20 protein-coding genes and 5 pseudogenes are annotated in these 23,147 nt (G+C 52.1%); 16 read left to right on the forward strand and 9 right to left on the reverse strand.

The window, feature by feature from the left end:
• Positions 1-642: 642 nt before the first annotated feature.
• The 3 genes from GRS80_RS15145 to GRS80_RS15155 are packed head-to-tail and all read right to left on the reverse strand — an operon-like array spanning position 643 to position 3,271.
• Positions 643-1,053, reverse strand: a complete 411-nt coding sequence (locus GRS80_RS15145; protein WP_160048294.1) for a hypothetical protein — start codon at positions 1,051-1,053, stop codon at positions 643-645.
• On the reverse strand, positions 1,022-1,483 hold the full coding sequence (locus tag GRS80_RS15150) for a hypothetical protein (RefSeq protein WP_160048295.1): 462 nt from the start codon (positions 1,481-1,483) through the stop codon (positions 1,022-1,024). The genes GRS80_RS15145 and GRS80_RS15150 overlap by 32 nt, the downstream gene beginning before the upstream one ends.
• A gap of 60 nt (positions 1,484-1,543) precedes the next feature.
• The gene (locus GRS80_RS15155) at positions 1,544-3,271 is read right to left on the reverse strand and encodes a hypothetical protein (RefSeq protein WP_200840403.1); all 1,728 of its coding nucleotides are present in this window, start codon (positions 3,269-3,271) and stop codon (positions 1,544-1,546) included.
• Between the two features lie 80 nt (positions 3,272-3,351).
• Between GRS80_RS15155 and GRS80_RS15160 the strand changes: the two genes are divergently transcribed.
• The 4 genes and pseudogenes from GRS80_RS15160 to GRS80_RS15170 all read left to right on the forward strand — a co-directional run bounded on the left by GRS80_RS15160 (position 3,352) and on the right by GRS80_RS15170 (position 5,627).
• Positions 3,352-3,879, forward strand: coding sequence for a hypothetical protein (locus tag GRS80_RS15160; RefSeq protein ID WP_160048296.1), 528 nt, complete (start codon positions 3,352-3,354; stop codon positions 3,877-3,879).
• A 143-nt stretch (positions 3,880-4,022) separates the two neighbouring features.
• A pseudogene (locus GRS80_RS15165) lies at positions 4,023-4,595 on the forward strand (transcription initiation factor IIB family protein); the annotation flags it as partial.
• A gap of 39 nt (positions 4,596-4,634) precedes the next feature.
• Positions 4,635-4,922: pseudogene (locus GRS80_RS20840) on the forward strand (transcription initiation factor IIB family protein); the annotation flags it as partial.
• A gap of 135 nt (positions 4,923-5,057) precedes the next feature.
• Complete coding sequence (locus GRS80_RS15170; RefSeq protein WP_235019766.1) at positions 5,058-5,627, forward strand: transcription initiation factor IIB family protein; 570 nt, start codon at positions 5,058-5,060, stop codon at positions 5,625-5,627.
• 382 nt (positions 5,628-6,009) lie between these two features.
• On the opposite strand, the gene GRS80_RS15175 is transcribed toward GRS80_RS15170, so the two are convergent.
• The gene (locus GRS80_RS15175; RefSeq protein WP_160048297.1) at positions 6,010-6,729 is read right to left on the reverse strand and encodes a hypothetical protein; all 720 of its coding nucleotides are present in this window, start codon (positions 6,727-6,729) and stop codon (positions 6,010-6,012) included.
• A 124-nt stretch (positions 6,730-6,853) separates the two neighbouring features.
• On the opposite strand from GRS80_RS15175, the gene GRS80_RS15180 reads away from it, so the two are divergent.
• Positions 6,854-9,193, forward strand: coding sequence for a tetratricopeptide repeat protein (locus GRS80_RS15180; RefSeq protein WP_160048298.1), 2,340 nt, complete (start codon positions 6,854-6,856; stop codon positions 9,191-9,193).
• An 813-nt stretch (positions 9,194-10,006) separates the two neighbouring features.
• Here the strand turns inward: GRS80_RS15180 and GRS80_RS21140 are convergent.
• Positions 10,007-10,812: pseudogene (locus GRS80_RS21140) on the reverse strand (hypothetical protein).
• A gap of 64 nt (positions 10,813-10,876) precedes the next feature.
• On the opposite strand from GRS80_RS21140, the gene GRS80_RS15190 reads away from it, so the two are divergent.
• Positions 10,877-11,200, forward strand: coding sequence for a hypothetical protein (locus GRS80_RS15190; RefSeq protein WP_160048299.1), 324 nt, complete (start codon positions 10,877-10,879; stop codon positions 11,198-11,200).
• A 445-nt stretch (positions 11,201-11,645) separates the two neighbouring features.
• Here the strand turns inward: GRS80_RS15190 and GRS80_RS15195 are convergent, their stop codons facing one another.
• Entirely contained in the window at positions 11,646-13,010 is a 1,365-nt protein-coding gene (locus tag GRS80_RS15195; protein WP_160048300.1) for a hypothetical protein, read from the reverse strand.
• A 252-nt stretch (positions 13,011-13,262) separates the two neighbouring features.
• On the opposite strand from GRS80_RS15195, the gene GRS80_RS15200 reads away from it, so the two are divergent.
• A complete protein-coding gene (locus tag GRS80_RS15200) occupies positions 13,263-13,586 on the forward strand; it encodes a transposase (protein ID WP_160048301.1) in 324 nt (107 codons plus the stop codon).
• A gap of 54 nt (positions 13,587-13,640) precedes the next feature.
• On the opposite strand, the pseudogene GRS80_RS15205 reads toward GRS80_RS15200, so the two are convergent.
• Positions 13,641-13,715, reverse strand: a pseudogene (locus GRS80_RS15205) (IS6 family transposase); the annotation flags it as partial.
• A gap of 1,032 nt (positions 13,716-14,747) precedes the next feature.
• On the opposite strand from GRS80_RS15205, the gene GRS80_RS15210 reads away from it, so the two are divergent.
• A complete protein-coding gene (locus GRS80_RS15210; RefSeq protein WP_160048302.1) occupies positions 14,748-15,887 on the forward strand; it encodes a C2H2-type zinc finger protein in 1,140 nt (379 codons plus the stop codon).
• A 125-nt stretch (positions 15,888-16,012) separates the two neighbouring features.
• Here the strand turns inward: GRS80_RS15210 and GRS80_RS15215 are convergent, their stop codons facing one another.
• A complete protein-coding gene (locus tag GRS80_RS15215; protein WP_160048303.1) occupies positions 16,013-16,837 on the reverse strand; it encodes an IS5 family transposase in 825 nt (274 codons plus the stop codon).
• Between the two features lie 621 nt (positions 16,838-17,458).
• Between GRS80_RS15215 and GRS80_RS15220 the strand changes: the two genes are divergently transcribed.
• The 5 genes from GRS80_RS15220 to GRS80_RS15240 all read left to right on the forward strand — a co-directional run bounded on the left by GRS80_RS15220 (position 17,459) and on the right by GRS80_RS15240 (position 19,807).
• Positions 17,459-17,911, forward strand: a complete 453-nt coding sequence (locus GRS80_RS15220) for a hypothetical protein (protein WP_160048304.1) — start codon at positions 17,459-17,461, stop codon at positions 17,909-17,911.
• Positions 17,912-17,972: 61 nt separating this feature from the next.
• A complete protein-coding gene (locus GRS80_RS15225) occupies positions 17,973-18,629 on the forward strand; it encodes a ribonuclease H-like domain-containing protein (protein ID WP_160048305.1) in 657 nt (218 codons plus the stop codon).
• Between the two features lie 37 nt (positions 18,630-18,666).
• On the forward strand, positions 18,667-18,942 hold the full coding sequence (locus GRS80_RS15230; RefSeq protein WP_160048306.1) for a hypothetical protein: 276 nt from the start codon (positions 18,667-18,669) through the stop codon (positions 18,940-18,942).
• 152 nt (positions 18,943-19,094) lie between these two features.
• On the forward strand, positions 19,095-19,514 hold the full coding sequence (locus GRS80_RS15235; protein WP_160048307.1) for a hypothetical protein: 420 nt from the start codon (positions 19,095-19,097) through the stop codon (positions 19,512-19,514).
• Between the two features lie 110 nt (positions 19,515-19,624).
• A complete protein-coding gene (locus tag GRS80_RS15240; protein ID WP_160048308.1) occupies positions 19,625-19,807 on the forward strand; it encodes a hypothetical protein in 183 nt (60 codons plus the stop codon).
• A gap of 22 nt (positions 19,808-19,829) precedes the next feature.
• On the opposite strand, the gene GRS80_RS15245 is transcribed toward GRS80_RS15240, so the two are convergent.
• Positions 19,830-20,066 (reverse strand): hypothetical protein, encoded by a 237-nt coding sequence (locus GRS80_RS15245; protein WP_160048309.1) that lies wholly within the window; start codon positions 20,064-20,066, stop codon positions 19,830-19,832.
• Positions 20,067-20,337: 271 nt separating this feature from the next.
• Here GRS80_RS15245 and GRS80_RS15250 point away from each other — a divergent pair, with 271 nt between their 5' ends.
• The 3 genes and pseudogenes from GRS80_RS15250 to GRS80_RS15260 all read left to right on the forward strand — a co-directional run.
• A complete protein-coding gene (locus tag GRS80_RS15250) occupies positions 20,338-20,952 on the forward strand; it encodes a hypothetical protein (protein ID WP_160048310.1) in 615 nt (204 codons plus the stop codon).
• A complete protein-coding gene (locus GRS80_RS15255) occupies positions 20,945-22,045 on the forward strand; it encodes a site-specific integrase (protein ID WP_160048311.1) in 1,101 nt (366 codons plus the stop codon). The genes GRS80_RS15250 and GRS80_RS15255 overlap by 8 nt, the downstream gene beginning before the upstream one ends.
• Before the next feature lie 581 nt (positions 22,046-22,626).
• Positions 22,627-23,147, forward strand: a pseudogene (locus tag GRS80_RS15260) (IS5/IS1182 family transposase); the annotation flags it as partial.

Genomic DNA, 23,147 nt, shown 5'->3' on the forward strand with positions numbered 1-23,147 from the left:
CCGTCCCTCATTGAACCAGTTCAGCCGAGAAGGGTGGAGTCTGACAGGAATCTGCTCCCCTCTGGCGAACTAAGATTGAACGTGCAACAGGGTATGACAAAATGTGGGTTGTGTCCTTCATCGATGAGGTGAAATTGGCCACCCAAGCTATCCAATCCGCCAGAAAAGAGCGCGACAGAATCAGCCTCAGATAGCTTAGCACGATGCCCACCATCGCTCCCATCAGTAGACTGATTCTCGTCGATAGCGTCAATGAACCGATACTGGAAATTATCACGTGAGATGAAGCTAATAGCGTGATTCAATTCAGACTCCAATGGGTGCCATTTCTCCACGTCGAAAACAGGGTACAAGAGCTGTATCTGCCGTGATTTCAGCATTTCCTCCCCGTCATCCTTCGCACCAGTGGGCCCTCGCTTCACTAAACGGTCAGCAGCGTACGTACCGAGTGCAAGCTCAACCAACGCCGTGACTGTTGGAGGAGGGCTCTGTCCGAACAGGTCGTTCAGAACCTTCTTGTTGTACTTAATTAGGCGACCACCCTTTGTTTCAGTCTCAGTTCGATAATCGTCGACGACAATCGTGTAGTCCGAGTCTGCTTCGCTAAGACTAGATCCAGTCCCGGACTTAATCAGGAATCGCTTAGTTCCCTTCAAGATCTTCGTCCTCCCACGCCACAATCATCTCGTGCATAGTATTCCGAATCATTTCCTCTACATCCTCGTGCTCCAGTAGCTCCACATCAGCATCTTCGAAAATTGGAGCCAGTCCCGGCTGGCCCTGTATTTTTTCGACCAGTTCATCTGCCCGATTGGCACACTGGTTTCGTAGTTGCTCCTCAAATTCTTCTAACTCTTGATCAGTCTTGACGTTCTGGCTGAAGTGGAGTTGGAGGGCGGAGTCTGACTCGGGATCATTTGTAGCTGCCTCGATCTCCTCATTGAGCAGTTGAAACAGATACTCCCGAAAATATACTCGGAAGAATCCTTCAACGCCATGCGCCTCTACGAACTCATCAATGTTATTTTGAATCTCGGTGTCGTTCAAGAGCATCAGCTCCTTCGGTCATGATGTCACCCATCGCACTTTCCATTGCTCGTTCTGCGGACCCTGAGAAGGCCCGGTCTGTACCTTGAGACCCCTGTGCAAGGCCGCGAGTGGCGGCCTCTTTTGAAGCTTGCTCAACGACGGCTTCAGAGGCACCAGCTGCAACGACCTCCTTTGCCACTGAGGAACTGACCTCCTTAGTAGCGGACTCAACACCGTTTTGGTGGCTTTTGATAATGAATTCAGAGCCATATCGGATCGCTAAATATGCTGGAACTTTGGCTGCACCGTTTGGTTGAGCAGCCAGAATCATCTTGAAATAGATTTCACTGGCCTTGGCAGCATCTTTATCACCCGCAGCATCAGCTAAATCACGTTTCGCATCTTCATAGTCAGCGTTGGATGCCCCGGATCGGCCCCGGGTTGCTGTTCCCATACCATCATATTGATCGTCTGTATTATAATACTAATTGACCTTCCTGTCTCCACCGTTAGCTCACCAAGATTGACCGCCGTTGATGTAGAGGTACTTCGAGGGATGACCGAATGCTGCTACGAACGGGGTCGGTCTCAAGTGATAACCGATTCTGAGAATATCTACTATCGGCATGACAGCGTTGATGTGGTGGTCTTGGCCGATACGCAGGTGTCCATGTGCAGTCCGATTTCTCAGGTTGCCACCAGCGGTTTCACCTTTCTTCTCGTTGTATGCGTATTCGATATATTCCTGAAATTCCTCTATTGTATAGGAGTCAATCTGTGAGATGAGGGGTGTAAGTGTTCTGGTCCCGGTGCCACCATCCATCTGTCGGACGACGTCGTCACCGAGATCGTTCAGGAGTTCGTAGAGAGATGATTCGAGCCGTGGAATGCTAATGTGGATGGAGGCGGCGTACTCTTTGTCGAATAGATAATTGATTGCGTCTGTGAGATACCAGATGGTGTGTTCGGATAGACCAGGCACCATGTTCAGTAGCTGGAAAAAGTGTCGCTCACGAAGCCATCCTTCCTCGATCAGCCTGACAACCGCCCCAGACGTTACTAAGTGACATTGAAGCAAGTCTTGAGCGTAAGCCTGGGTGATGTCTGAGTCGGGACCAACCTGTGTGAGATGACCTGAAAGCTGCGGGTGTAGGTGGTTCACATGATCGATAATCGAGTGATGGTCCGGATCTTGTTCTCCGTATGGAGGCAGTAGTTCGACCTCGTTTACAAGCCAGTGGAGTGCCTTCGTAGGGTTGTCGTGGACAGAGATGTTCTTAAAAATGTCTTGAACGGTTTCAGATTGCTTTTTCAGAACTCCTGGAGCCGCCCTCTCGATCTTTTTCCCGGAGCGTTTCAGTTCCTGCCCCCCTTTCCGGATTGAGTCCTGCATCTCGTTCTTCCACTCAACTTTTTCATCGTCCGATAGAGCCTCAGATACAATGGGATCACGCAGAGCTTCGTCAATTATTGAGCCTTTCAAAAGGGAATCTCGCTCACCTTGAGTCTCGATGTACCGCCAGTATTCATCCGTATATCTTCTCTTGAGACGAGCGTCATCGATATCGAGTTTCCTGCCGATTTTGATAGCCTGTCCCAGAAAATCCCGGCAGGAACTCTGATCAGATACATTTTGTCCGAGTTCGTCGTCTTCCTGTCGGTACCGGTTCGCACGCACAACACAGATCCCGAAGAGACGTTGCAGTAAGCCCCGGTCAAATGGTTTGTCAGGATCCGTGTGCTGGAGTACGAGTTCGATAGTCTCTGTGAATCCGCTTCTGGAGCCTTTCTCCTCTTCGTAGTATCTGTCGTCTAAGAAATCAACGGCTGTAGAGAGTTCTTCCGAATTATCGTGGGACAGTTTGGCTTGCAGAGTCACCAGTTCCTGTAGTGACCTGACAATGATTGAATCGTGGTCTTCGTCTAGTCCTCGTTGAAGTGATTTGCTGAGTAGATGTTTTGCTGCTCGTGCGTGTTCGTAGTAGCCATCGTTGATCTTCCATTGGCGTAAGGCTTCAATCGCTGCTATCAGCGGGTGCAGATCTGATATTGGACCTAACTTCTCCGGGATTTTCTCGTTCGCTATTTCGGGGTTATTATCGATGAATCGGATGAAGATCTCTAGGTCAGAGGTGAAATGAAAGTCCTCTTCGGGATGCTTTTCTGTTTCTTTCCAGTGTTCTCGAATAGTGTTTGTAGGAGGTACGTATACATGCATCAGTGTTTGATTGTCATTATTCACATTTCCAGATGGTTTAACGATTCGTTCTATATTCCAGTTAGTATCATTTTATATATAGTGATAGAAACAATATAACTTAAATGCTAACATTAGCCATTCTTGGCGGAGTACTAGCGGTTATTGGTGTATTTGGATCAACGATGAACAAAGGTGGATGCGCAGCTGAGGCGGCGGCTGATACTGGCCCAATATCTATCCAAGAGGCCCGGAGGGGGACACTCGGTGGACAGATTGAAACAGTCATGAATTTCGCCGGACAGAACGGCAAATTCTTAGCCCTCCTGACGATCGCGGGTATAATTGTTTTAATTGAAATCGCGATCGCCACGCTGGGAGACTTGGCTCAGTTCACTACTATCGCAATAGAAGAGGTAGTGCGTTTCTTGCTCGTGGTGGTGACCGAAGTGTCGGCCGTCCTAGTGATAGGGGTTACCGCGGCAGGGACCTTCGTCTACGAACACCGAGCAGAGATCTGGGGAGGGATCAAGACCAGTGGCTACTACCTTAGGGAACTAATAGCACTTATTGCAGATCTCCTGACTATTGCGACTGTCGGAACGTTCGGTGCTGTGAAATTTTGGGTTATCGACGGGTGGCAAACAAGATAGACTGGTACCGTTCCGTATCTCCTTACTTTGTTTTGGCTCAACGATCAATACGGTATCCTGTTTTTTACGGATTAGTTTTATTCTCCCCTCTATGGGTGAGGGGTTCGCCGTAACGGCGAATCTCCAAAAATTGGTGAGAAAACATGGCGACGAGAGATATCTACGAAACAAGCTTCGACGAGGACATCCAGACGAACTCCAGCACGAACTCATGTCCCGAGTGCAATGGCCGGGTCACTACCAACTCGGTCGAAACAGTCTGCGAGAACTGTGGACTCGTTATTGACGAACAACGAATCGACCACGGTCCTGAATGGAGAACTCACGATCAGGACCAGCGAAAGCGGACGGGCGCTCCACTGACTGCGGCACGTCACGACCGAGGGCTGTCGACGGAAATCGGTCGGTGGAAAGATGCGAACGGGAACGAACTCTCCGGGCGAAAGCGCCAGCAGCTATCCCGGATGCGGCGTGAACAGACTCGTGGTCGCTTCCAGTCGAAAGCCGAGCGAAACCTCGCACACGGCTTGGGCGAAGTTCGAAGAATTGCGAGCATCCTCGAGCTCTCAGATTCGGTTCGGGATCAGGCGTGTCAACTGTTCCGGAGCGTTCAAACCGAAGATCTGCTTCGAGGCCGATCAATCGAGGCGATAGCGGTAGCAAGCGTCTACGGGGCCTGTCGATGTAACAGCCACTCACGGTTACTCGACGACGTCGTGCCCTGAGTGCAGGGGAGAGGTCATCACAGAAAACACGAAACATACTGTCGAAAATGTGGCTTGATCGTTGATGAAGACCACCTCGACTACGGGCCGGAGTGGTTCGACTCACCTGAGAACTCGAGCCGGCGCCGAACTGGTACTCCGCTCACAGCAGGCCGACACGACCGTGGGCTGTCGACTGTGATCGGATGGCAGAAAGATGGGCGAGGGAACACACTCCCCGGACGAAAACGTAGTCAACTCAATCGCCTTCGGCGGGAGCATCGACGCAGTCAGTGGCGTTCGAAGCGCGAACGAAACCTAGCGCATGGACTGAGTGACGCTCTTCTGTAGGAGATTGTTGATACAGTTCTCCATCAAGGAACTGGAACAGAAACTGACCGTCTGACCTCCCAGCGACCGGATTCTAGTTTCGGTTAGTTCACCATAGAATCGCAGCACGGCTCTCCATCAACAATGTGCTACACAAGAGCGCTGAGTGAAGTCCGTCGACTCATAAGTGCTCTCGAGTTACCGGATACGCTGTGTGAACAGGCGTGTATGCTCTTTCGGCGTGCCCAAGGAGCGGACCTCTGTCAGGGACGGTCACTTGAGGGAGTTGCAGCAGCGAGCGTATACGCAGTGTGTCGGTGCAATGGACTCGGACGGTGCCTCGAGGAGATCAGTCAACTGGCGACGTGCGAACAGTCAGACCTCGAGTGTACGTACTCGGCATTGAACACCGAACTCGAGCTTCCAACAACGATTCCACGGCCACAGAATGCCCTCCCGCGACTCGCAGCCACGCTCGAGGTTCCAGATGAGATTCGGCACCGAGCACTCGGGTTGGCAACGCTCGCAGAAGATGCTGGGGTTACGAGTGGACGTCGTCCTCGAGGGTTTGCTGCAACCTGTCTATACCGAGCCAGCCACGAGTTCGGCTACGGGCTCTCACAGCAAGAGGTTGCAGACAGTGCAAACGTGTCAACGTCGACGGTTCGAGCACATCGTGACTGTTTGTTCGAAGTTCTCGAGGGTCAGGAGTAGCTACCTCACGAGGTCAAATGAGAAGGCGGCGTGGGGTAACTTGATGTAAAAGCTGGACAACCGCCTCAGCAATTCGTTGCTTGATCTTGGCCTCGAGTTTAAGTAGGAAAACGCGGCCTACGAAGAGTACGGTGATAGATCCGAGAGAACCCGATCGCGATGAACGTCGTCCGCTTGGAGAGGCACTTTCCGGTATAGATCCCACCCCTGAGAAAAAACGAGACCGCAACCTCCATGCTAGGCAAGTGAAGTATGGAAGCAAAGAAATCGAAGAGCACGAATCGGAGATGGACTGTCGCTCATGTAATGCATCAATTCCATCGAACCAGACCAAATGCCAGTTCTGTCTGAGCGAGCACTTTTTCCATTCTGGTGGACAGACTTACCTAATCTCTGCATCAGGATCATTGTCGACTTCCAACTGATCGATTCGATTACTTACAATTACCCGCAACTGAAGACCTAACCTCATTTCGGAGTCAAACGATATAAGTGATACATCATAATGCTCTTGGAGCGACTTGATCGTTTCACTTTGTATGCCCTCCTCTTTCAATATAGAGAATTTATCAGCGCCATCGTGGCCAATACTATCTGTTTTGTCGTCATTTTCAGAATTGAATTCAAACGCATCTGTCACAGGTTTATTAATATTCGCTTCGAGAATTGCCCCAATCTCGATATCTACCCCGTCCCTGATCCCACCAAAGGGGAGGACAAAGATCACGATATCAGAAACAGTGGCATACCCTTTGGATTGCGCAAGAATATTCACTATCGGTTTTTCATTAGCATACTCATCGTCATCATCGTATGGAATATTTGCCTGAGTCGCGATGAACGCCGAAACACCGATCTCTTCGCGGAGAATTTCTACGACATGTTCAAGCACTTCGTGCATGTCATCCTCTTCTGAGAACGCGCCAAAATCTGAGTCAGGAAATTCGTCTTCATCGTCTATATCATCGTAATAGTAGGTAAGGTCGGTTGTTGTGTAAGGACCCATCACAAACACGAGAACCTCTTCTAGTGGATGGTCCAGATCGGGCAATTCATCTAGAAGATAGTCTCGCAACTTCTGCCCATCATATTTAACCATCATTCGTCAGATGGTAGTCTTCGTTTGATAAACTACCGATATTTCAATCCGCAGTTCGGGGTTAATGACTGTTAACTTCGAAACTGTTAACTTGGATCGGTGAAAATACACATTCAGGTGTACCACAATGGCTGGGAACGAATCTGAGAACGAATTTGTCCGGGCAGATGAATTTCCGCCTCTCGAACCGCTGTTCCACGAGAATCATGTTCTTGAACTTCAGAACTATCTGGACTTCTTTGAGGCACTCTCGAACAAGTACCGGTTCGGAATCGTCTATCTGCTTTACACCGATCGAGAGCTAAGTGCCAAGGAACTGGAGCAGGCACTTGACCGGACCTCGAACGGCCTGCACTACCACCTTCGCAAGCTGGTCAAACTGGGGCTGGTGCAAAACCACAAACGAGAACGGAGCGATGACGGCGGACTCTATTCGTATTACCGACTCACGCCGGTTGGTGAGACCATCACGCAGCATGTTGTTTCCATGTTCGATGATCAGCGTGGCAAACTCACTACATTCATTTCGGATGAGACTGAGCCCGCTGATACGGGCGGAATTGGAACGCAGCTGGCAGAGCTTTTGACTACTGAGAATACTGATGTACGCCGCTGGGCTGTCGCTTCCTTTTCTGACCTGGCCAGTATTGACCCTAATGCAGCTGCTCAGGCTGTCGACACACTTGTAGAGCTGCTGGATGACGAGCGAGCGGTTCAGGTTGATGCAATTCAATCGCTGCTGCGTATTGCCGAAACTGCGCCCGAAATCATCCCGGATCAAACGACGGATACGCTCTATGAAGTATACCAAGAAATATTTCCAGAAGATTCGGAAGACTACCCTAGGGTGAAAGAGTTCTTGAGATACGGGCGGCGACTTCACCACCTTCGTGATGAGCCTGAAGCGGAGGCACGAGCTTGTTACGTGATTGCTGACCGAGCAGAACAGTTCGAGGCCGTTGATGAAGTTGTAGAATATTATCAAACGGCTCTGGAACGGTTTGAAGAAGTCGAAAATATTGGCTGGCAGTTGACTGTTCATGAACGTCTCGCGAGGCTGTTCTCCCAAGAGGGGGAATTTGATACTGCGCTACTACAACTGGAAGAGGCGCTTGACAAAAGTAGTGGCGAAGGATTTGAATCCAATCGGATCAGACTTCGCAGACAGATTGGGGCAATTCATCGTCACCGCCAAGAGCCACAGGCCGCACTTGATGCACTTGAAGCAGCGCAGGCGGAATTCGCAGAACTGGAGCTGGATGACACGGAACTGAAAACGGCCATTTTGGGCACAAAGGCGGACGTATTGCGTGATCAGGGGGACTTCGGCGAAGCGAAAGAACTGTACAATGAAGCGCTGGAACTAATCGGAGATGAGTCACCTTACCTCAGAAGTCAGCTGTTGCTTTCAAAGGCGTTGATTCCTGGCCGGCAAGGTAAGCATCAGACTGCACTTTCACTGCTGGAAGAGGCCCGCGAGACTATCTTTGATCACTATACTGATGGCGAGCTGGAATCAGGAGACCGGGACCCCAGAGTCGCCACTATCCTGTCTGAAGTTGAAAGCAATATTGGAGTCGCACATACGAATCTGGAGAACTTCGATGACGCAGTTGGCAGTTACGACTGGAGTATTATCTTTCATCTCCTTCAGGGAGATCTGAGAGCAGTCTTTGAGAAACTGAATACTGTCATCACTATCGCGAAAAACACTGGGGATACTTCGATGGCGATTGATCGATGCGACCAAGCACTTGCGCTAATCCAGTTCGCCCAAGAGAATCTTGATCGGCAGTTCTCTGAGGTTGTGCACTTAGAATATTTCGATGAAATGAATGAAGACAATATTGACCGGATTGGGATGCAACTGCAGGCAGAAGCGGATGAATCGATGAAGCCGTTCCTGAATGAGATGAAAATACATCTGAGAGTCCGGAAAGCCAAACTGAGTGGGTCTCGGGATCCACTGGAAGATGCGTATAGTGAAGCCCTCAAGTTGATTGATAACGGAGATTTTATCCAAGCACACAATATGCTTGATGTGATCTGGGACAAGCGGGAGTCCTTTGAACGGGATGCTGATCCCTATGAGATAATTATCTCGGCAGGTGTTGCACTTGCTGGGTGTCTGGAAGAACTCGAACACGATAACCCAAGTGCCATCAAAGAGGAATTACGAACGGCCCTCGCCCAATCCGAAATCCAGCCAAGACCGGTTCCACTGATCTTCTTTAATTTACTTACTACTGACTCGGATGACTGGATGGTTGGCCAGACTGATGAACCGTTCCAAGAAGTCGTCACTTCTGAGGTGACCTCCGAGTTGGCTGAACTGGAACTGGATGCGTTCCGAACTATGTTCTTGTCTCTGGTTGCTGATTCATCCGATGATGACACCCCGCTAGAGTATGAGCCGGTAGCAAGTCCGCAGGATCTAGATGGACAGAACGACCCTTTGGCGATATAATATTCCTGTCATCACCGTCTTATTCCAGTATCGATTGGTCCGTTCAGCCATGTCTGGAATTCATCCTTTGGTTGGTCACTCGAGTCCGGGTATGTCCCTTGACGACATACACATTGCCACAACTGGTTACAGTGAGCGTTGTTTAGACTCTCCCGCAATGGGCTCTGGGAAGTCATATCGGCCGCACAGAATTTGGTAGCGAACACCACACGGTGTGGTTGCATATTTACGAACAGAGTGGTACAACTGAACTCTGCTGCCTCAAAATGAGCCTCACCTTCTAAATTCAACAGGACGGTCTTGATAACATCTAGAGAACAGAATCTTGGTCCGGATTGTACTAGCGAGCCTATACGTATTATATATTGAAAGTGTATCAAAATAGGCTAGTAGAAGAGTGGCAATGCGGCGTATCAGAGCTTCCACAGCAACTTGTGCCGCGTCTAGGAAGCCTCGAATCCAGTCAGAGTGACGGGACCCACCGGTCTTCGTAAGCCCCCGGGCGATCACGGGCATCCCGATCGTCAACAACGACATCGGCTAACTTGACAGTTGTATACGACTCGCTTTCGCACACTAGCCCGGCGGTCCGCGTCGGTTCGGTGATCTGCAGCACGGGTGTTAAAGTAAAGATGACCGTGACGCAACGGATCGACTTCCTCCGAACGCTCCGTATCATGAGTTATGGTCGCCCATCCAAACTTCCGGGTGGCGGAAGTGGATACCAACGGATCGGGCCGGATGGTGACGACACGTGGGACCAGGGAACTGACGTCGAGAAGGAACACAATCCAAAGCAGCTAGTTGACCGGGCTACTCCATCGGACTGACTGTTTCACCATTTTGGCGTACCCGGTCGAATTCCGCAAGATACGCGACCCTGTCTCGAACCACATCGATGCCCAATCCAAGATCGGCGGCCAGTTCGTCGACGGTAATCGAGCCATCAAGCGCCTGAACCACTTCGAGCCCGCGGTAGTACCGCCTCGTCAGCTCCTAGACACGGTCCTCGATCGGTGTTGTCACTCCGTACCGCTCCTCGAGATCAACCAACGCCTCGTTCGCGAAGGTTGCGAACTGGTCGTCGCCGAGCCGGTCGATCTGCGCCTCGAGTTCACCTCAGACGACGTCGTAGTCGAAGCCAGTCTGCACGAGCATATTCATGTCCTCGGTGTCGTCGTCGCGCCCTGCGACCGACTTAAACAGGAAGGTATCCTCGTTACTGACCAGCTGGATCGTCAATCGGTCCGTCACGAGGAACGGTTCACTCCGGTTACGCATCCCCTCAGTCAGCACGAGTTTGTTTGCCACCTGCCGGTTGTAGATCTCGAGTCGGCATCCATCGGCGTTCTCGACACAGCTCGTCGCCCCCAGTGCCCGATAGTCATTGGGTCCAAGATTGCACCTCCGAATACCCGAGGTCCATCAGAACAGGCCATAGATTGCTATACACTTCGCCGTCAATAACGACAAGACCGATGTCTTGTTGCAGCCTTCAGATCGCGGAGCGACATTTCCCCGCCACCAATTAGGTAGACTGTGAACCGACTCGACAGTCCGTCGGCGATTCGTTGGAATTCGTCCTTGATGTACTCACGCCCAAATGTTGGCCTACCGATACCACCGTCTTAACCAACAAAACTATGGGTTCGCGTTCCGTGTTGGTTAACAAGAGAACAGCCAATGTCTTACGAGCCACCGCTCCCACCGGCGAATCTCCCAACGGAGGTAGTCAACACGCTCAATGAGTCCACTCCGGAGCACCTCCGTGACGTTGCCACGTACGCTGAAGAATTAGCCGAACACAAGGAACGCGAGGCTCGTCTCGAGGAGGAGGCAGACCAAGACGAGGCAGAAAAACGACCAGACGACCTTCCGGATGCTGTCCCATCGAAGGCGACGATCACGGTGAAGGAGATCAACGACAACCGCTACTACTACTGGCAGTGGAGAGAGGGTGACAAGGTTAAATCCAAATACAAAGCCCCAGTCAGTCCCGACGAGTAGGGCGACAGCAGCCGTCATTTCGAGGGGTCACACATGCCGTGTGCGAAGTGAATTCACCGATTGTGTCGAGCCAGCGCCCCCCGTGTGCAATATGAATTAGACGGGTCGTGGTGAATCGATATACGGTGTTGGATTTGCTTAGCTCACAGCACACGTGATGTTGTAGACGGCACAGATCAGAGGGTGAAGATGGCGCCCACACAAATGATATATGGGTGATAAGAATCCCAAGGCATCTCCGCTACTCTGGGATCCCGCTGGTTCGACGAACTTCTAAAACGGTTCCAATCGCTTGATAGAACGCCAGTGACGGACCAAGAGCACCCTTCGACGTTCTCACAAGGGAAGACCATCTTGAGTAATTCAAGGCGATGGTCACGGAGTTCGTCAAGCGTCGTTGCGAAGCAGAGACCTGATGACTCGAGGAGGGCTGATCGCTTCTCCTTCAGTTACCGTCGGCATACTTTCTGTCGTACACGTACATGATTGTGTGAACGTCGAGCATCGTAGGGTTGTCGAGGCGACGATCAAGGTCGGCGAGAAGGTGGCGCTTACAGGCGACGTTGAGCTTCCAGTATTGATCGGTATTGAACCCAGTACGAACATTGTAGTCCGCAAAGTCTCCGAAGAACGTGGACATTAGTCCCCACCGGTACAGAACGTACTCGCGCGGGTACACAAAAGTTAGCAGAATTGTCGCAAGACTCAGTAACTGGCCACCACCGTCGTCCAAGTCGCCGTAGAAAGAGCCGAACCGGTCTAGCCGGAGATTGACGTGGTCGTCGTCGTTGAATAGGTACGACAGCACCGAAGCGGCCACCTCAGGATCCTCCAGTGACCGCTTCTTGAACCCACTCCAGAGGATACCCCCTTGACGCCCACCGAGCATGTAAGCTGGGACAGGACTTGATGCCGACATCGACTCTGTTAGATCATCAAGCAATGGCTCAACCTCGTCGGAATCGATGGCAGTCAGGTCGTATTTCGGTTTGACGACTGTCTCGACGTGTTTACGATACTCATCTTTCCACACCTCAACGTGGCCCTTGTTCCACAGATCGTCTGCCCCATCCCACTTAAGCCCTCCATCCTGCTTTGCCTTGGCGTAGCCGTTGAGGTGTGATTCGTACTCCGAGAGCGAGATATCAGACGCGACTGGCCATGCCTCACGCCAGCCGCGGATCGGTCGATACTCGTCATTCAGGAGCGTTTCTTCGATCGTTTCATCATCTTGCGTCGCGATGAACCCCAGGAACTCACTCATCTCATGGTTGTGAGACACCTCGTGGTCGGTTCCAAGCGTTGCGTGGCCGACGTGCTCATCGTACGTGCAGTTGAATTCTTGCCAGGTTTCTTCGGCTTCCGCGTACGATCCTGGGTTCGAGAATCCCAGATCGTTCAGGCCCCGAGTGCACTCACTGTACAGAATGGGTGCCGATTCGGGGTGCAGGCGGCCGTATAGCTCCCAGACTGCGGTGTCAACGGGAAATGTCGACTCCCAGGTAGGGTCGTAGTTTGTCGCAGTTCGGATCTCCTCGATTGTTTCCGCGATGTGTTCAGCGTCTTCAAACTGGTTCAGTACGATATCGGGGCCACCGATGACGGCGTCGGCGAGCGTCTCGTATGACCAAAGTTCACGAAATCGGTTCTCAGTTGGATCTCCGAGGAAAGATTCGGCACGCCCCTGGGTTCGGTGCGTCCGGTTCTCATCGGTGAGGTCGAACCCTGGCCCGGAGTTCGCGCTCTGTATGTGATCGGCCCATGCCTCCAACAGCGCTATCTGACGAGGTCCAACGGAGTGATAAGTCATACTACGTCCGAAGCCCAACGGATGGAAAAAGGTGCTGGCTGGACGGATAGTGTGGATGAACGGATTAAGAGTGGACGAAATCCGCTTCTGGTAGGTCATTGAGCAGACTCGACACCTCACCATAGACATACCGAGTGACGTCGAACGATTCAACGAGCACCCTCTCAATATCAGCTTCGTTGACGAGACACACGAATTCCGGTGAGTGGTAGTTCTTTTTGTGCCCCTGAAGATGCGGTGCGTCCCGAACTGATGCAGCCCTCATTAGTCAAGGAGACGATCGTCGAGGCACTCGAAGAGATCCGCGAGCAGAACCCGGCCCCGCGGATTCTGCTCGTGGCCGACAACTACGGCTCTCATCATGCAAAACTCACTCAACAACAGGCTGACGAACTCGGCATCGAGTTCGTCTTCATCCCGCCGTACTCGCCGACATTGAACGCGATCGAACCGCTGTGGAAAGACGTCAAACGTGAGATTTCACCAACCGTCTTCGAGGATAAAGATCACTTCCGCGAGTTCCTCACCGAGACGTTTCTCCGGTTGAGTCGAGGACTTAGTTTCGATGCTGACTAGATTGAGACCTTCCTTCCGGATATTCAGGTGTTGCAGTGATCACTCCAGGGTGTTCGGGGTGCGCTCGTTCTCCCAAACCTCACAACAATCCACGCCTAAGGTCTCTCTGAGGAGGTTGGCGAGTTGCATGAGCACTTCTTACCACCACCTGCTTGTTCCTCAAACTCTCATCTAGACAGTGCCCGTGTGACAGTTATATCATCCAATGTGACTGTACTCAGGATATCGTAGAACTGATATTGCAGGAATGGGACAACAAGGGTTAAGGAAGTGTTCCGTCCACAGTTAATATAATTATTAAATATATTAGAAGGTGGGAATGTGTCTGCTATGTTAGATCAGGGCACCAGAAAATCGTTTTCCGAGGAAGGCATAACGATTGTACGGAGCTGTTTCGAAAAGCGTGAAAAGTGAGACAGTAAGATTTTGTAGTGCTCAATGCTAAAAATCGACGGCCTCAGTGGGTGTGGCTACTGGATCGGTTTGGATTTGTGGAGCGAGAACGGACATCGCGTCAGCTGATGGAACTTGACGAGCATCGCTATTGGCTGGAAAGTGCTGTCGATCCAGCAACGAACAGCATACTCAGTATCTCACAAAGCGTCCCTGCTCACTCGGGCTGAAACCGCAGTTCATCCTGATTGATAGTGATTGACCGAAGTTCTGCCCGAAGATCAAGCAAAGTCGTCGCTGTCGGCGGCGGTCAGCCGCCGACGCGACGGTGTTGCCACTCGCAGGGAGGCTTGCTCGGTCGGGCCTTAGCCGTGGAACCGATCTCCGGTGGCCGATTTGCAGGGACGGCTCGACGCACCGCGAGGGCCGTCCATGCTGCCCGATCGGCCCAATCAAGCACTGAACTGGTGAGCACCAGCCGAGGAGATGTCGAATTAACGCGTATCACTACATTAGAAATGCTGTGCAACCACGGTTGAGTTGTGCTATTGGGCCCGTTATAGGATGATATATTTTCAGTTAGTAATCTGAACCAGAGCCATCAAATTTATGATATCTGGGTCACCATATTTTACTAAGGTAATGGGATTTAGGCTAGAGAGTGGAAGACTTGTATCCAGTTCCACGCAAACAGTATATCAGATAGGAAAGCCATTCCAACAAGTGCTGAAGACGGTTTCCGAAAGTTCGATTCCTCCGGCCCTTGTTATGCTGGGTATTCTCACTGAGCAACTTGTACCGATCGATGAAGATGCCGAAAAACATATTCGAATCGTAACCAATAATGTTAAAGAAGCTCCCACTGCGGTTGTTTCAGGAGACACTGTTAAGAGAGTTATCTGGCTTCTAAATGAGGTGCGGGGATCATTAGATACAGAACGGAAACAAACTATTGGAAAGTTAGTCACGAAAGCAAATCTCAATTCCCCAGGCATATCCAACACTTCGACTGAGCAACCTCAGGCGGAAGAAACGGGGTGTACAAAAAACTCAGAAGGTCCCTCTACAGTCGATAGCGACGATACCTCAGATGATGACAGTGGCGGTAGATCAGATGGTGGTAATGGAGGTACCCTAAATCACAATAACAGCAATATTTCGAATTCCGATAGCGGTGATACACCAGATCCTAATAGAAACTCAAGAGGTCATAAGAATGATACAAAAACCAAACCAAAATATAATACGTCATCGGACACCGGCAGGATATTTGAGTGTGAGTTCTGTACCGAGACGTTTGAGTATAGAAACAATTTGATGTCTCACTCAATTAAGTGTAAAGAGCGTCCTGAGGATGCACGCTACCAGTGTCCGCATTGTACGAACGAATATGTTTCTGAGAGCGCACTAAGTAAGCACCTTGACGGCTGCAAGGAAAAAAACAGCCGCATAAAAAAGGGTGGACGAAATGGTACTACCCCGAATTATAGATGCTCGGAATGTGGAAGCGCATTCGAATCATCACAGGAGCTGATTAAGCACAGGCGTTCACACACAGGGCCTGAGTCACAATCCCATTCACATACCAACTCCAAAACTGCACTAGTCAAGCGCGGTGCTACAGGGGAAGTAGTGCATTTCAGTGCTAAAGATGGATATGGTTTCATTGACACATACGATGAAATCCAGACTAATGACATCGATTCTAATGATACGGAGAACCTATTCTTTCATATAAGTGAATACCCGAGTGATAAGGCCAAAAAAGGGGATCCTGTTCAGTTCAATATTAGAAGGACAAAGCAAGGATATAGAGCAATTAATATTTCATACGCTGATCCGGAAGAAATCAATTCCTGGGACGGTACTTTTGCCAGTTTGCGACCACGCTGGGGAAAAGACAGTTGAATAAAAACAAACCACGACTCTGGGCCGTGTTGAATCGCCATACTGTGGTGAATTTACCTAGCTCACAGCACGCTTAATATTGTAGACAACGGCCGTGGTGAATCGCCATACGGCGCTTGATTTCGCTAGTTGACGGCACGCTTGATGTTGTAGACGACACACATCAGGACGATTTCACGGAACTCACGATACCAAGATCGCGCACGCACGGCGTCGCCGAGCGTGCGCTTGATTACAGAGAAGACGGTCTCAGACAGCGCTCTCTGGCCGTAGAGAGTTCCATCGATCCGCGCGTTATGCGCGTGATCGATGGGACGGAACTCTCGATGTTTGATCAGCGGTCTTACGTCCTCTTCTCGCAGTTTATCACGTAACCGTTGCCAGTCGTAGCCCTTGTCGGCGGCGAGGCTGTGCAACTCGGCCGCGTTGCGGCGGGCGAGTTGCCAGCCGATCTGCGTGTCGTGACGTTTCTTGGTTGTGCAGTGAACGTCGAGGATAGCTTGTGACGCTGTATCGACGAGAGTGGTTGTTTTGAGCGTCTGAACGCGGTAATTCGTTCGGCGGCAGTAGTGTTTGCTCGCGTTTTCGCGGTCGAAAAACGTCGCGTCCATCGCAGCGTGACCAGATGGGTCGTGCACCTGCGCCGACAGGCGCAGCAGCACTCGCCAGACCGCCATCTTGATCCTATCAAACGCCTTCACTAACGTCGAGTGATCAGGGAGATCGGCCTTCTGGAGGCCGATCTCCGACAGTATTTGAGGTATCTCGCTCAGAAGATCAAGCGCTTCGCGGTAGGATTTCTCCAAGTAAATCCGGAGACAATGCAGCGAAACAACGGCGTAGTCGGCGAATCTACCGCCACCTTGCGGGGCGGCGGATTCGCCTCGACCACCAACAGCATTTTTAGCTAACGTCACGGCCTTCCCGGTGAAGCGGGAGATTTTGGACATGAATTATCCGCCGTTTCCCGCTTCAACTCCCTAGTTCTGACGGATCAACTCGACGCTTTCTGGCGATTCACCAGAGCCTAGACAACACACATCAGGACGATCCCATGTGACTTTCGATAGTTTGTAGTGCAAAACGCCATCTTCCAACATCGCATGGCGGATCTCCACCTTGTCTTCCGGGACCCGAAACTGTTCTAAATCAGCGGCGGCGTCATCAATCGCCCGCTCACGGATTTCATCCCTCGGGTAGAGGTCGTGAACCCGCGAATACATTCTTCTCGATCGCTCTCGTTTTCGACGTCGTCGCTGGACCCACCTACCGACTCGAGGTCGGCCACAAGCGACCGGGCACGTTCAATCAGTCCTGGCATCTCGAAGTATTCGCCTTTCTGCCAGTAGTGTTTGAACTAATCGATGCGTCCTGTAACTCCTGTTCAGTCCCGCTCGAGATATCCCCGCTCATTCGCCGTCATCAAGCTGTCTCGAGTAAGACCATAAACAGGTCGCCGACAGACGGTAAATCAATCGTTGAGAAGTGATCTTTCGCGAGTGGGTGTAGACCTCTGAAATAGTGTGGCACTGGAGGTAGGTTTATATCAGCGGGACGAACAGCCGAGAGATATGGTTTCGCCACATGACAACTGGGAAGACGTGGAGGATGGGTACAGAAACGGAAACATTGGAGTCTTCGTAGAACCTGCGTATATCGAAGATGAGGGCGGCGTTCTCTATTCCCGTGTAGGCGTTACAGAATCAGACACGAACGCATACCTAGTTTCATACCAATCTGGGCTTGAGACGGGGTACGGATCACACAAAGAACTCATCAACTTTGAAGACCCGAGAGCAGCATGGGAGTATGCCAATCTTGTGACCCACTACCTCGAATATGGATCCGACGAAGACCTTTCTATTTCGGAGTTGCAGGGGCGTAGTGACCCAACGGAAGACACTTGGCATCCAAAAGGTGTTGTGAGTGAGATGCGGGCTGAAGAGGTGATGCGAAAGATGCTCGGCCACTACGAGTTCCGATTAAACGACGCACTCAAAGCGTCAGAAGTAGTCGGGAAATAGTAATTCTACTTTTATTGAGTAGCCGATACTTTAAACAGTCATACTGACCAACAAGTAGTGTATGCAACACGACCGCGACGATGACGGCTACGGAACGCTTGCGACGCTCGATATCGAAACCACGCACTGGAAGGCCGCAGAGGGCGAAACGGTTTCGGTCGGCGTGGCTGTACACGATCGCGACGCCGACGAGCTGGTCTACGAACCGTTCCACCGGGCCGGCGACGACGAAGCCGAGACTATCGCCGACGCACTCGGCTACGTCGATGACTGCGGGGCCGACGCGCTGGTTTCCTACAACGGCTCGGACTTCGACTTCGGGTTCTTGAAGGATCGGCTGTATCGACTGGGGGCCGACAACGCCGTCGACGAACTCACCCTCGAGCCGCACATCGATGTATTCGCCGACCGAAAAGCCGTCTGTGACCGAACCGGCGAGAAGTGGCCGAAACTCGAGGAGTGCTTGGCGAGTTACGACTTCGAAGAACCCGTGACCGAGTGGAACGGCGCTCCTGTGACGAATACTCGCTTCGGCGAAGAACTCGGGCCGGCGTATCTCGAGGCCATCGCGGTCGGCGACGGCGATCGGGCCGCGTCGCTTCGAGACGTGATCGACCACTACCTCGTGACGGACCTGGAGGCAAATCTGGCGATCTACTACGCCGACTGCGGTGTCGAGTTCGAACCACAGTTCCTGGGAACGCGGAAAGCGTTCTAGTGACGCGACTATTGACTTCGAGTCCCGACACTCGAGTATGCCTGAAACCGAATCCCGAACCCAGCGCATCCGCGGGCCATCGCCACCTAACCGACCCGACTGGGCGGTCTCGACAGTCTGCCGATGCGGGACGAACCTCGACGGAACGGCGATCTGTCCTGTCACAGGGGCCGACGTCGCACTCGACGAGGTGCATTTCTATGTCACGCTGCACAATGAGACGATATCGGCGGTTCAGCCCGACGAGTTCGATCATTTCGTGGTCGCTGACGGCGCGTTCGGGGAACTCGAGCAGTTGCTCGAGGATGAATAGTGCCGGTACCGTAAAAGAAGTCTTTCGACCACCGTCGGTTTGTCTTGTAGCAATCAACTAGTTCAGGAGGTTGAAGAGCCCTACCTGCCGTTTTCACTTTCACTCCGCTAGCGGCAGTTTAAATATCGCGGGGAGACTTTCACGAAATGCGGATGAGCCAGAAACCAGACAGTCCGCCAGGACAAGGCGACGGAGGAGGGGGACAGCCCCAATACCAGATTGACGAGACAGTCACACTTGACGAAGACGAACGCTACGTTCACTGGGATATCGATGTAGACCCCAGCAAAGAGGAGACGTGGGTGATTCGGGCGATCGCGAGGTCTTCCAGAACAAAGCTCCGGGCGTTCATCCTTCCGAAAGAAGAACTAGACCACTTCAAAGAAGGAGAAAATGTGTGGTGGGAGTATCGGTCGAGCAAGACTGATCGTCTTCAGGCTGAAACGTCGATCACCCACAAGGACGAGGATCCCTACTACCACGACGGCGATTCCGTCCTTGTTTTACGGATAACAACGGCATCCGGAGCGCCTGACAATCCGAAGTTCTCAGTCAAGTTCCGACGCGAGTAATCTGGTCCTTACCTTTCGACTCATAGGCCGCCTGTTGACGTACTGTTATCCATTGAGAGCGGTTTCGAGTAGTCGAGACTTTTTATCGGAAGCCGCGGCCAACTACGGCGATGCACTCGAGAACTCCACAGGAGGACTTGCTCGTCGTCGAGGTGCTCGTCGATTTCCACTACCGTCGACTCGAGGAACAACCAAATCGTGCCTGTCGAGCCCACGATCTCGCACGCGACCTCGCCGACCAGCACGGACTGACGCTCGAGGACGCACTTCGGCAACGGGATCGGTTAGAGTAGAAGTTGATGCCCGCAGGGAAGCCTATTCCAGAATCGCCGTTTGACGGAGGTAGTGCTCCGTTTCAATAGGGCTTCCAATCTCCCCATCTTCTGCCACAGTGGCTAGCTCTACTTCGATTTCGTTCTCGTATAAGAAAAAGGTCAACCGGCGTTCTTCCTCCGAATCACGGAGAATGATTCGGCTATTTTTAACACGCTCTACCTCCCAGTCATCAATATCCCAATCTTCTCCAGCAACCTCTCGAATCTGGTCGATCATGCTTGTCACTTTCAGTTAGTGCCCGGTAAAGGTATCCATCATTCATTTCGCGTTCAACACTCGAGAACGCGTCAGACTTTAGATTCTGGCTGTTTCGTTTCTAGTGATAGAGGCGCGAGTTTCGTATATCCACATATGATTTATAGATAGACATATCTACAGTAGAAGGCTCGAGACACCCACAAACACATAGTAGAGACGATTCACGCATTACTTAATTAAATAACAGTTTAACCAAGTAGTTTTACTAGGGTGGACGCTGTACCCCACAGTGAGGACCATGGATTCCGGGAATGCGGGCGATAAGGACGCATCAATTGACGAATTTTCGGAGAGTATCTCATGCATCCCCCATCTGCCAGTTCCCAATAATCATTGGCACACACGAGATACATACCTAGATCTGATAAACAATCGGCGACGGAGACTGGTTATCCGGATTTTATCAAATGAAAAGAAAATATTCTTCGAGGATTTGGTAGACAGAATGATGGAAATTAACGATGCGGCTCCTAAAAAGTCTGACTCACTTAGGAACGGAATCTCTGTAGCTCTTGAACAAGCACACCTCCCAACGTTGGAAGAAGCTGGTATTGTAGAGTACGACAGTGACGAGAGTATCATTTCAATAAGACCCGAGGCTGGACGGGTAACCTGGATTCTCAAATGCATTGACGAGGTGATGAACACAGGGTGTAGCGAGGATCAACCCGAGATAGCGGTTATTGAATCGACGCCGCCGGCTGACACAGCCATCGGATATCAAGATGACGCAGCGTGTGGCGAAAGCGACAGTGGACCAGATCCAGTCGACGAAACTCGGGTCTGGAAAGAGGGATACAAAGAGGGGTTCGCTGACGGATTTGCCCAGAAAAACGATGAGTAAACGCTCTCGAGAACACGACCCCAAGGGTTCGACCGTCGAAGAAGCGGTTTCTCGCTACCTCAAACACGGAATCGACTCCGGCGGGAGTCGAGCGAGTATGCGACCGGCGCTGAACGGATTCGTCTCGTTCTGCGAACGCGAGGGAATCGATTCGGTCGCCGATCTGGATTCAAACGACCTCCGCGAGTACGGCCTCGAGCTTCGCGAGCACTACATCGATAACGAGATCGCCGGCTCGACGGCGAACACGTACTTCCGCTACGTCCGGGCGTTCCTTTCGTTTTGCGTTCGCGACGAGCTGCTCGACACCAACCCGGCGGACACCGAACGCGCAGAGGACTTCCTGCCCGAAGACAAACCCGTCCGCGAAACGCAGGTCTGGGAACCTGACCAGCGACGGCGCCTAGTCAACTACGCCACCGAGCGCGTCGAGATGGCTCTCGAGGAGACGATCTCGGTCCCGCGGGAGCGCGCCTACCGCGACCGGACGATCGTCGTCCTGCTCGCGGAACTCGGCGTTCGGGGTGCCGAACTCTTTCGCGACAGAAACGACGACGAACGCGATGGCCTCCGGTGGGGCGACGTCGACCTCGAACGCGGGCGCATGGAAGTCTACGGGAATTCCCGCGAGTACGAACCCGTCGGGCTCACCGACGCCGCTCACGATGCACTCACTCGCCTCGAGCGCGTTCAGGATCCACCGGTCGACGACTGGCCCGTGTTCCCGACCGAGCACGCTGCGAGCAAGTATGACGCCGTCGAATCGGTCACAGGCGAGCGTCCGGAACCAGGCAGCGATATCGATTCGATCCTCCGGGAGAAGCAGGTCGCGCCGCCATCGATTACGAAAGAGGCCGGTCGACAGCTCATGAAACAGTTGACGAAAGAGGCCAGGATCGACCTCGAGGGCGACACCGACTACCTGCAACCCCACGGCGCACGGCGGGCGCTGGGGGCTGAGTTGTACGAACAGGGACACTCGGAGTTAGCGCAGTCGGCGCTGCGACACAAGTCCATCGAGACGACCCACGAGGCCTATACGGATATCCAGGCCGAGGACGTTGCCAAGTCGATCGACGAGATTCGGGAGTAGCTCGTTGCTATTGTTGTCAGAAGCCATTTAACATGACCGTGCCAATGACAGACCTGGAAAAATCCATCGTCGACTGGAACGAGAGCCCTACGCGTTTCCATATCCTCACTCAGACGCCTACTTAGAGGTCCGAAGAGACGAGAAGAAGATCCAAGTGGTCAACAGTCGGCCGATCTACGAATTTGTCGACAGTGCTGTCGAGAAATCACAAATCGGTGACTGTGAAGAAATTCGATACTGGCTCGAGAACGTAGGTCATGCCGATCGTGAACTCGATCTCCGCCGGATTCGGATGGTTCGCCCAGGTATTCATTCGGATGGAAGTGGTAGTCAGTTATTTCTGGGGGCCACGCTGGTCAGTCGGACTTGGGTTCCGAAATAAGATACCGGCTGTAACTGCCGGGGTTGCTGCGATCGACCCGTTAATCTCAGTAGAAGCCAATCCGGGGCAACTGTCTAAACGGATCGAATCGAGGTGCGTCTACCTTCTGGTTGTGTTTGGACGGCTGCGTTGAATCACTAGACGGCGTCGGGAAAGGTCAGTAAATCAAAGGAGTTGAAGCGGGGAGACTTCGGTGTCCATGACGAAAATCTCCCGCTTCACCGAGCGTTGTGTCTCGATTGCTCAAAGTGTTACGGGTGAACGAGGCGAATCCGCCGCCCCAAGCGGTGGCGGCGGATTCGCCGACTATGCCCTTGTTTCGCTGCATTGTCTCCGGATTTACCTCGATATCTCCTATCGAATGACGATCGATCTGCTGAAGGAAATGCCGCAAATAACAGGGGAGATCGGCCTCGAAGCGGCCGATCTCCCCGCACCATCTACGCTGTGTAAGGCGTTTGATCGGATCGAAATGAGTGTCTGTCGAGTGCTGCTGCGCCAGTCGGCGCAGCTGCACGATCTCTCTGAGCACGCTGCGATCGATGCAACGTTCTATGAACGAGATCGTGCTAGCCGCCATTACTGCCAGCGAACGAATTATCGCGTTCAGACGCTCAAAGTGACAAACTCGTCGATACAGCAACGCAAGCTGTGCTCGATCTTCACTGCTCAACGACGTTAGAAGGTAGCGACGCAGATCTCTGTGAGCAGATCGCCCGC

It is taken from the genome of Natrialba sp. INN-245, from assembly GCF_009807105.1.
Lineage (GTDB): Archaea > Halobacteriota > Halobacteria > Halobacteriales > Natrialbaceae > Natrarchaeobius > Natrarchaeobius swarupiae.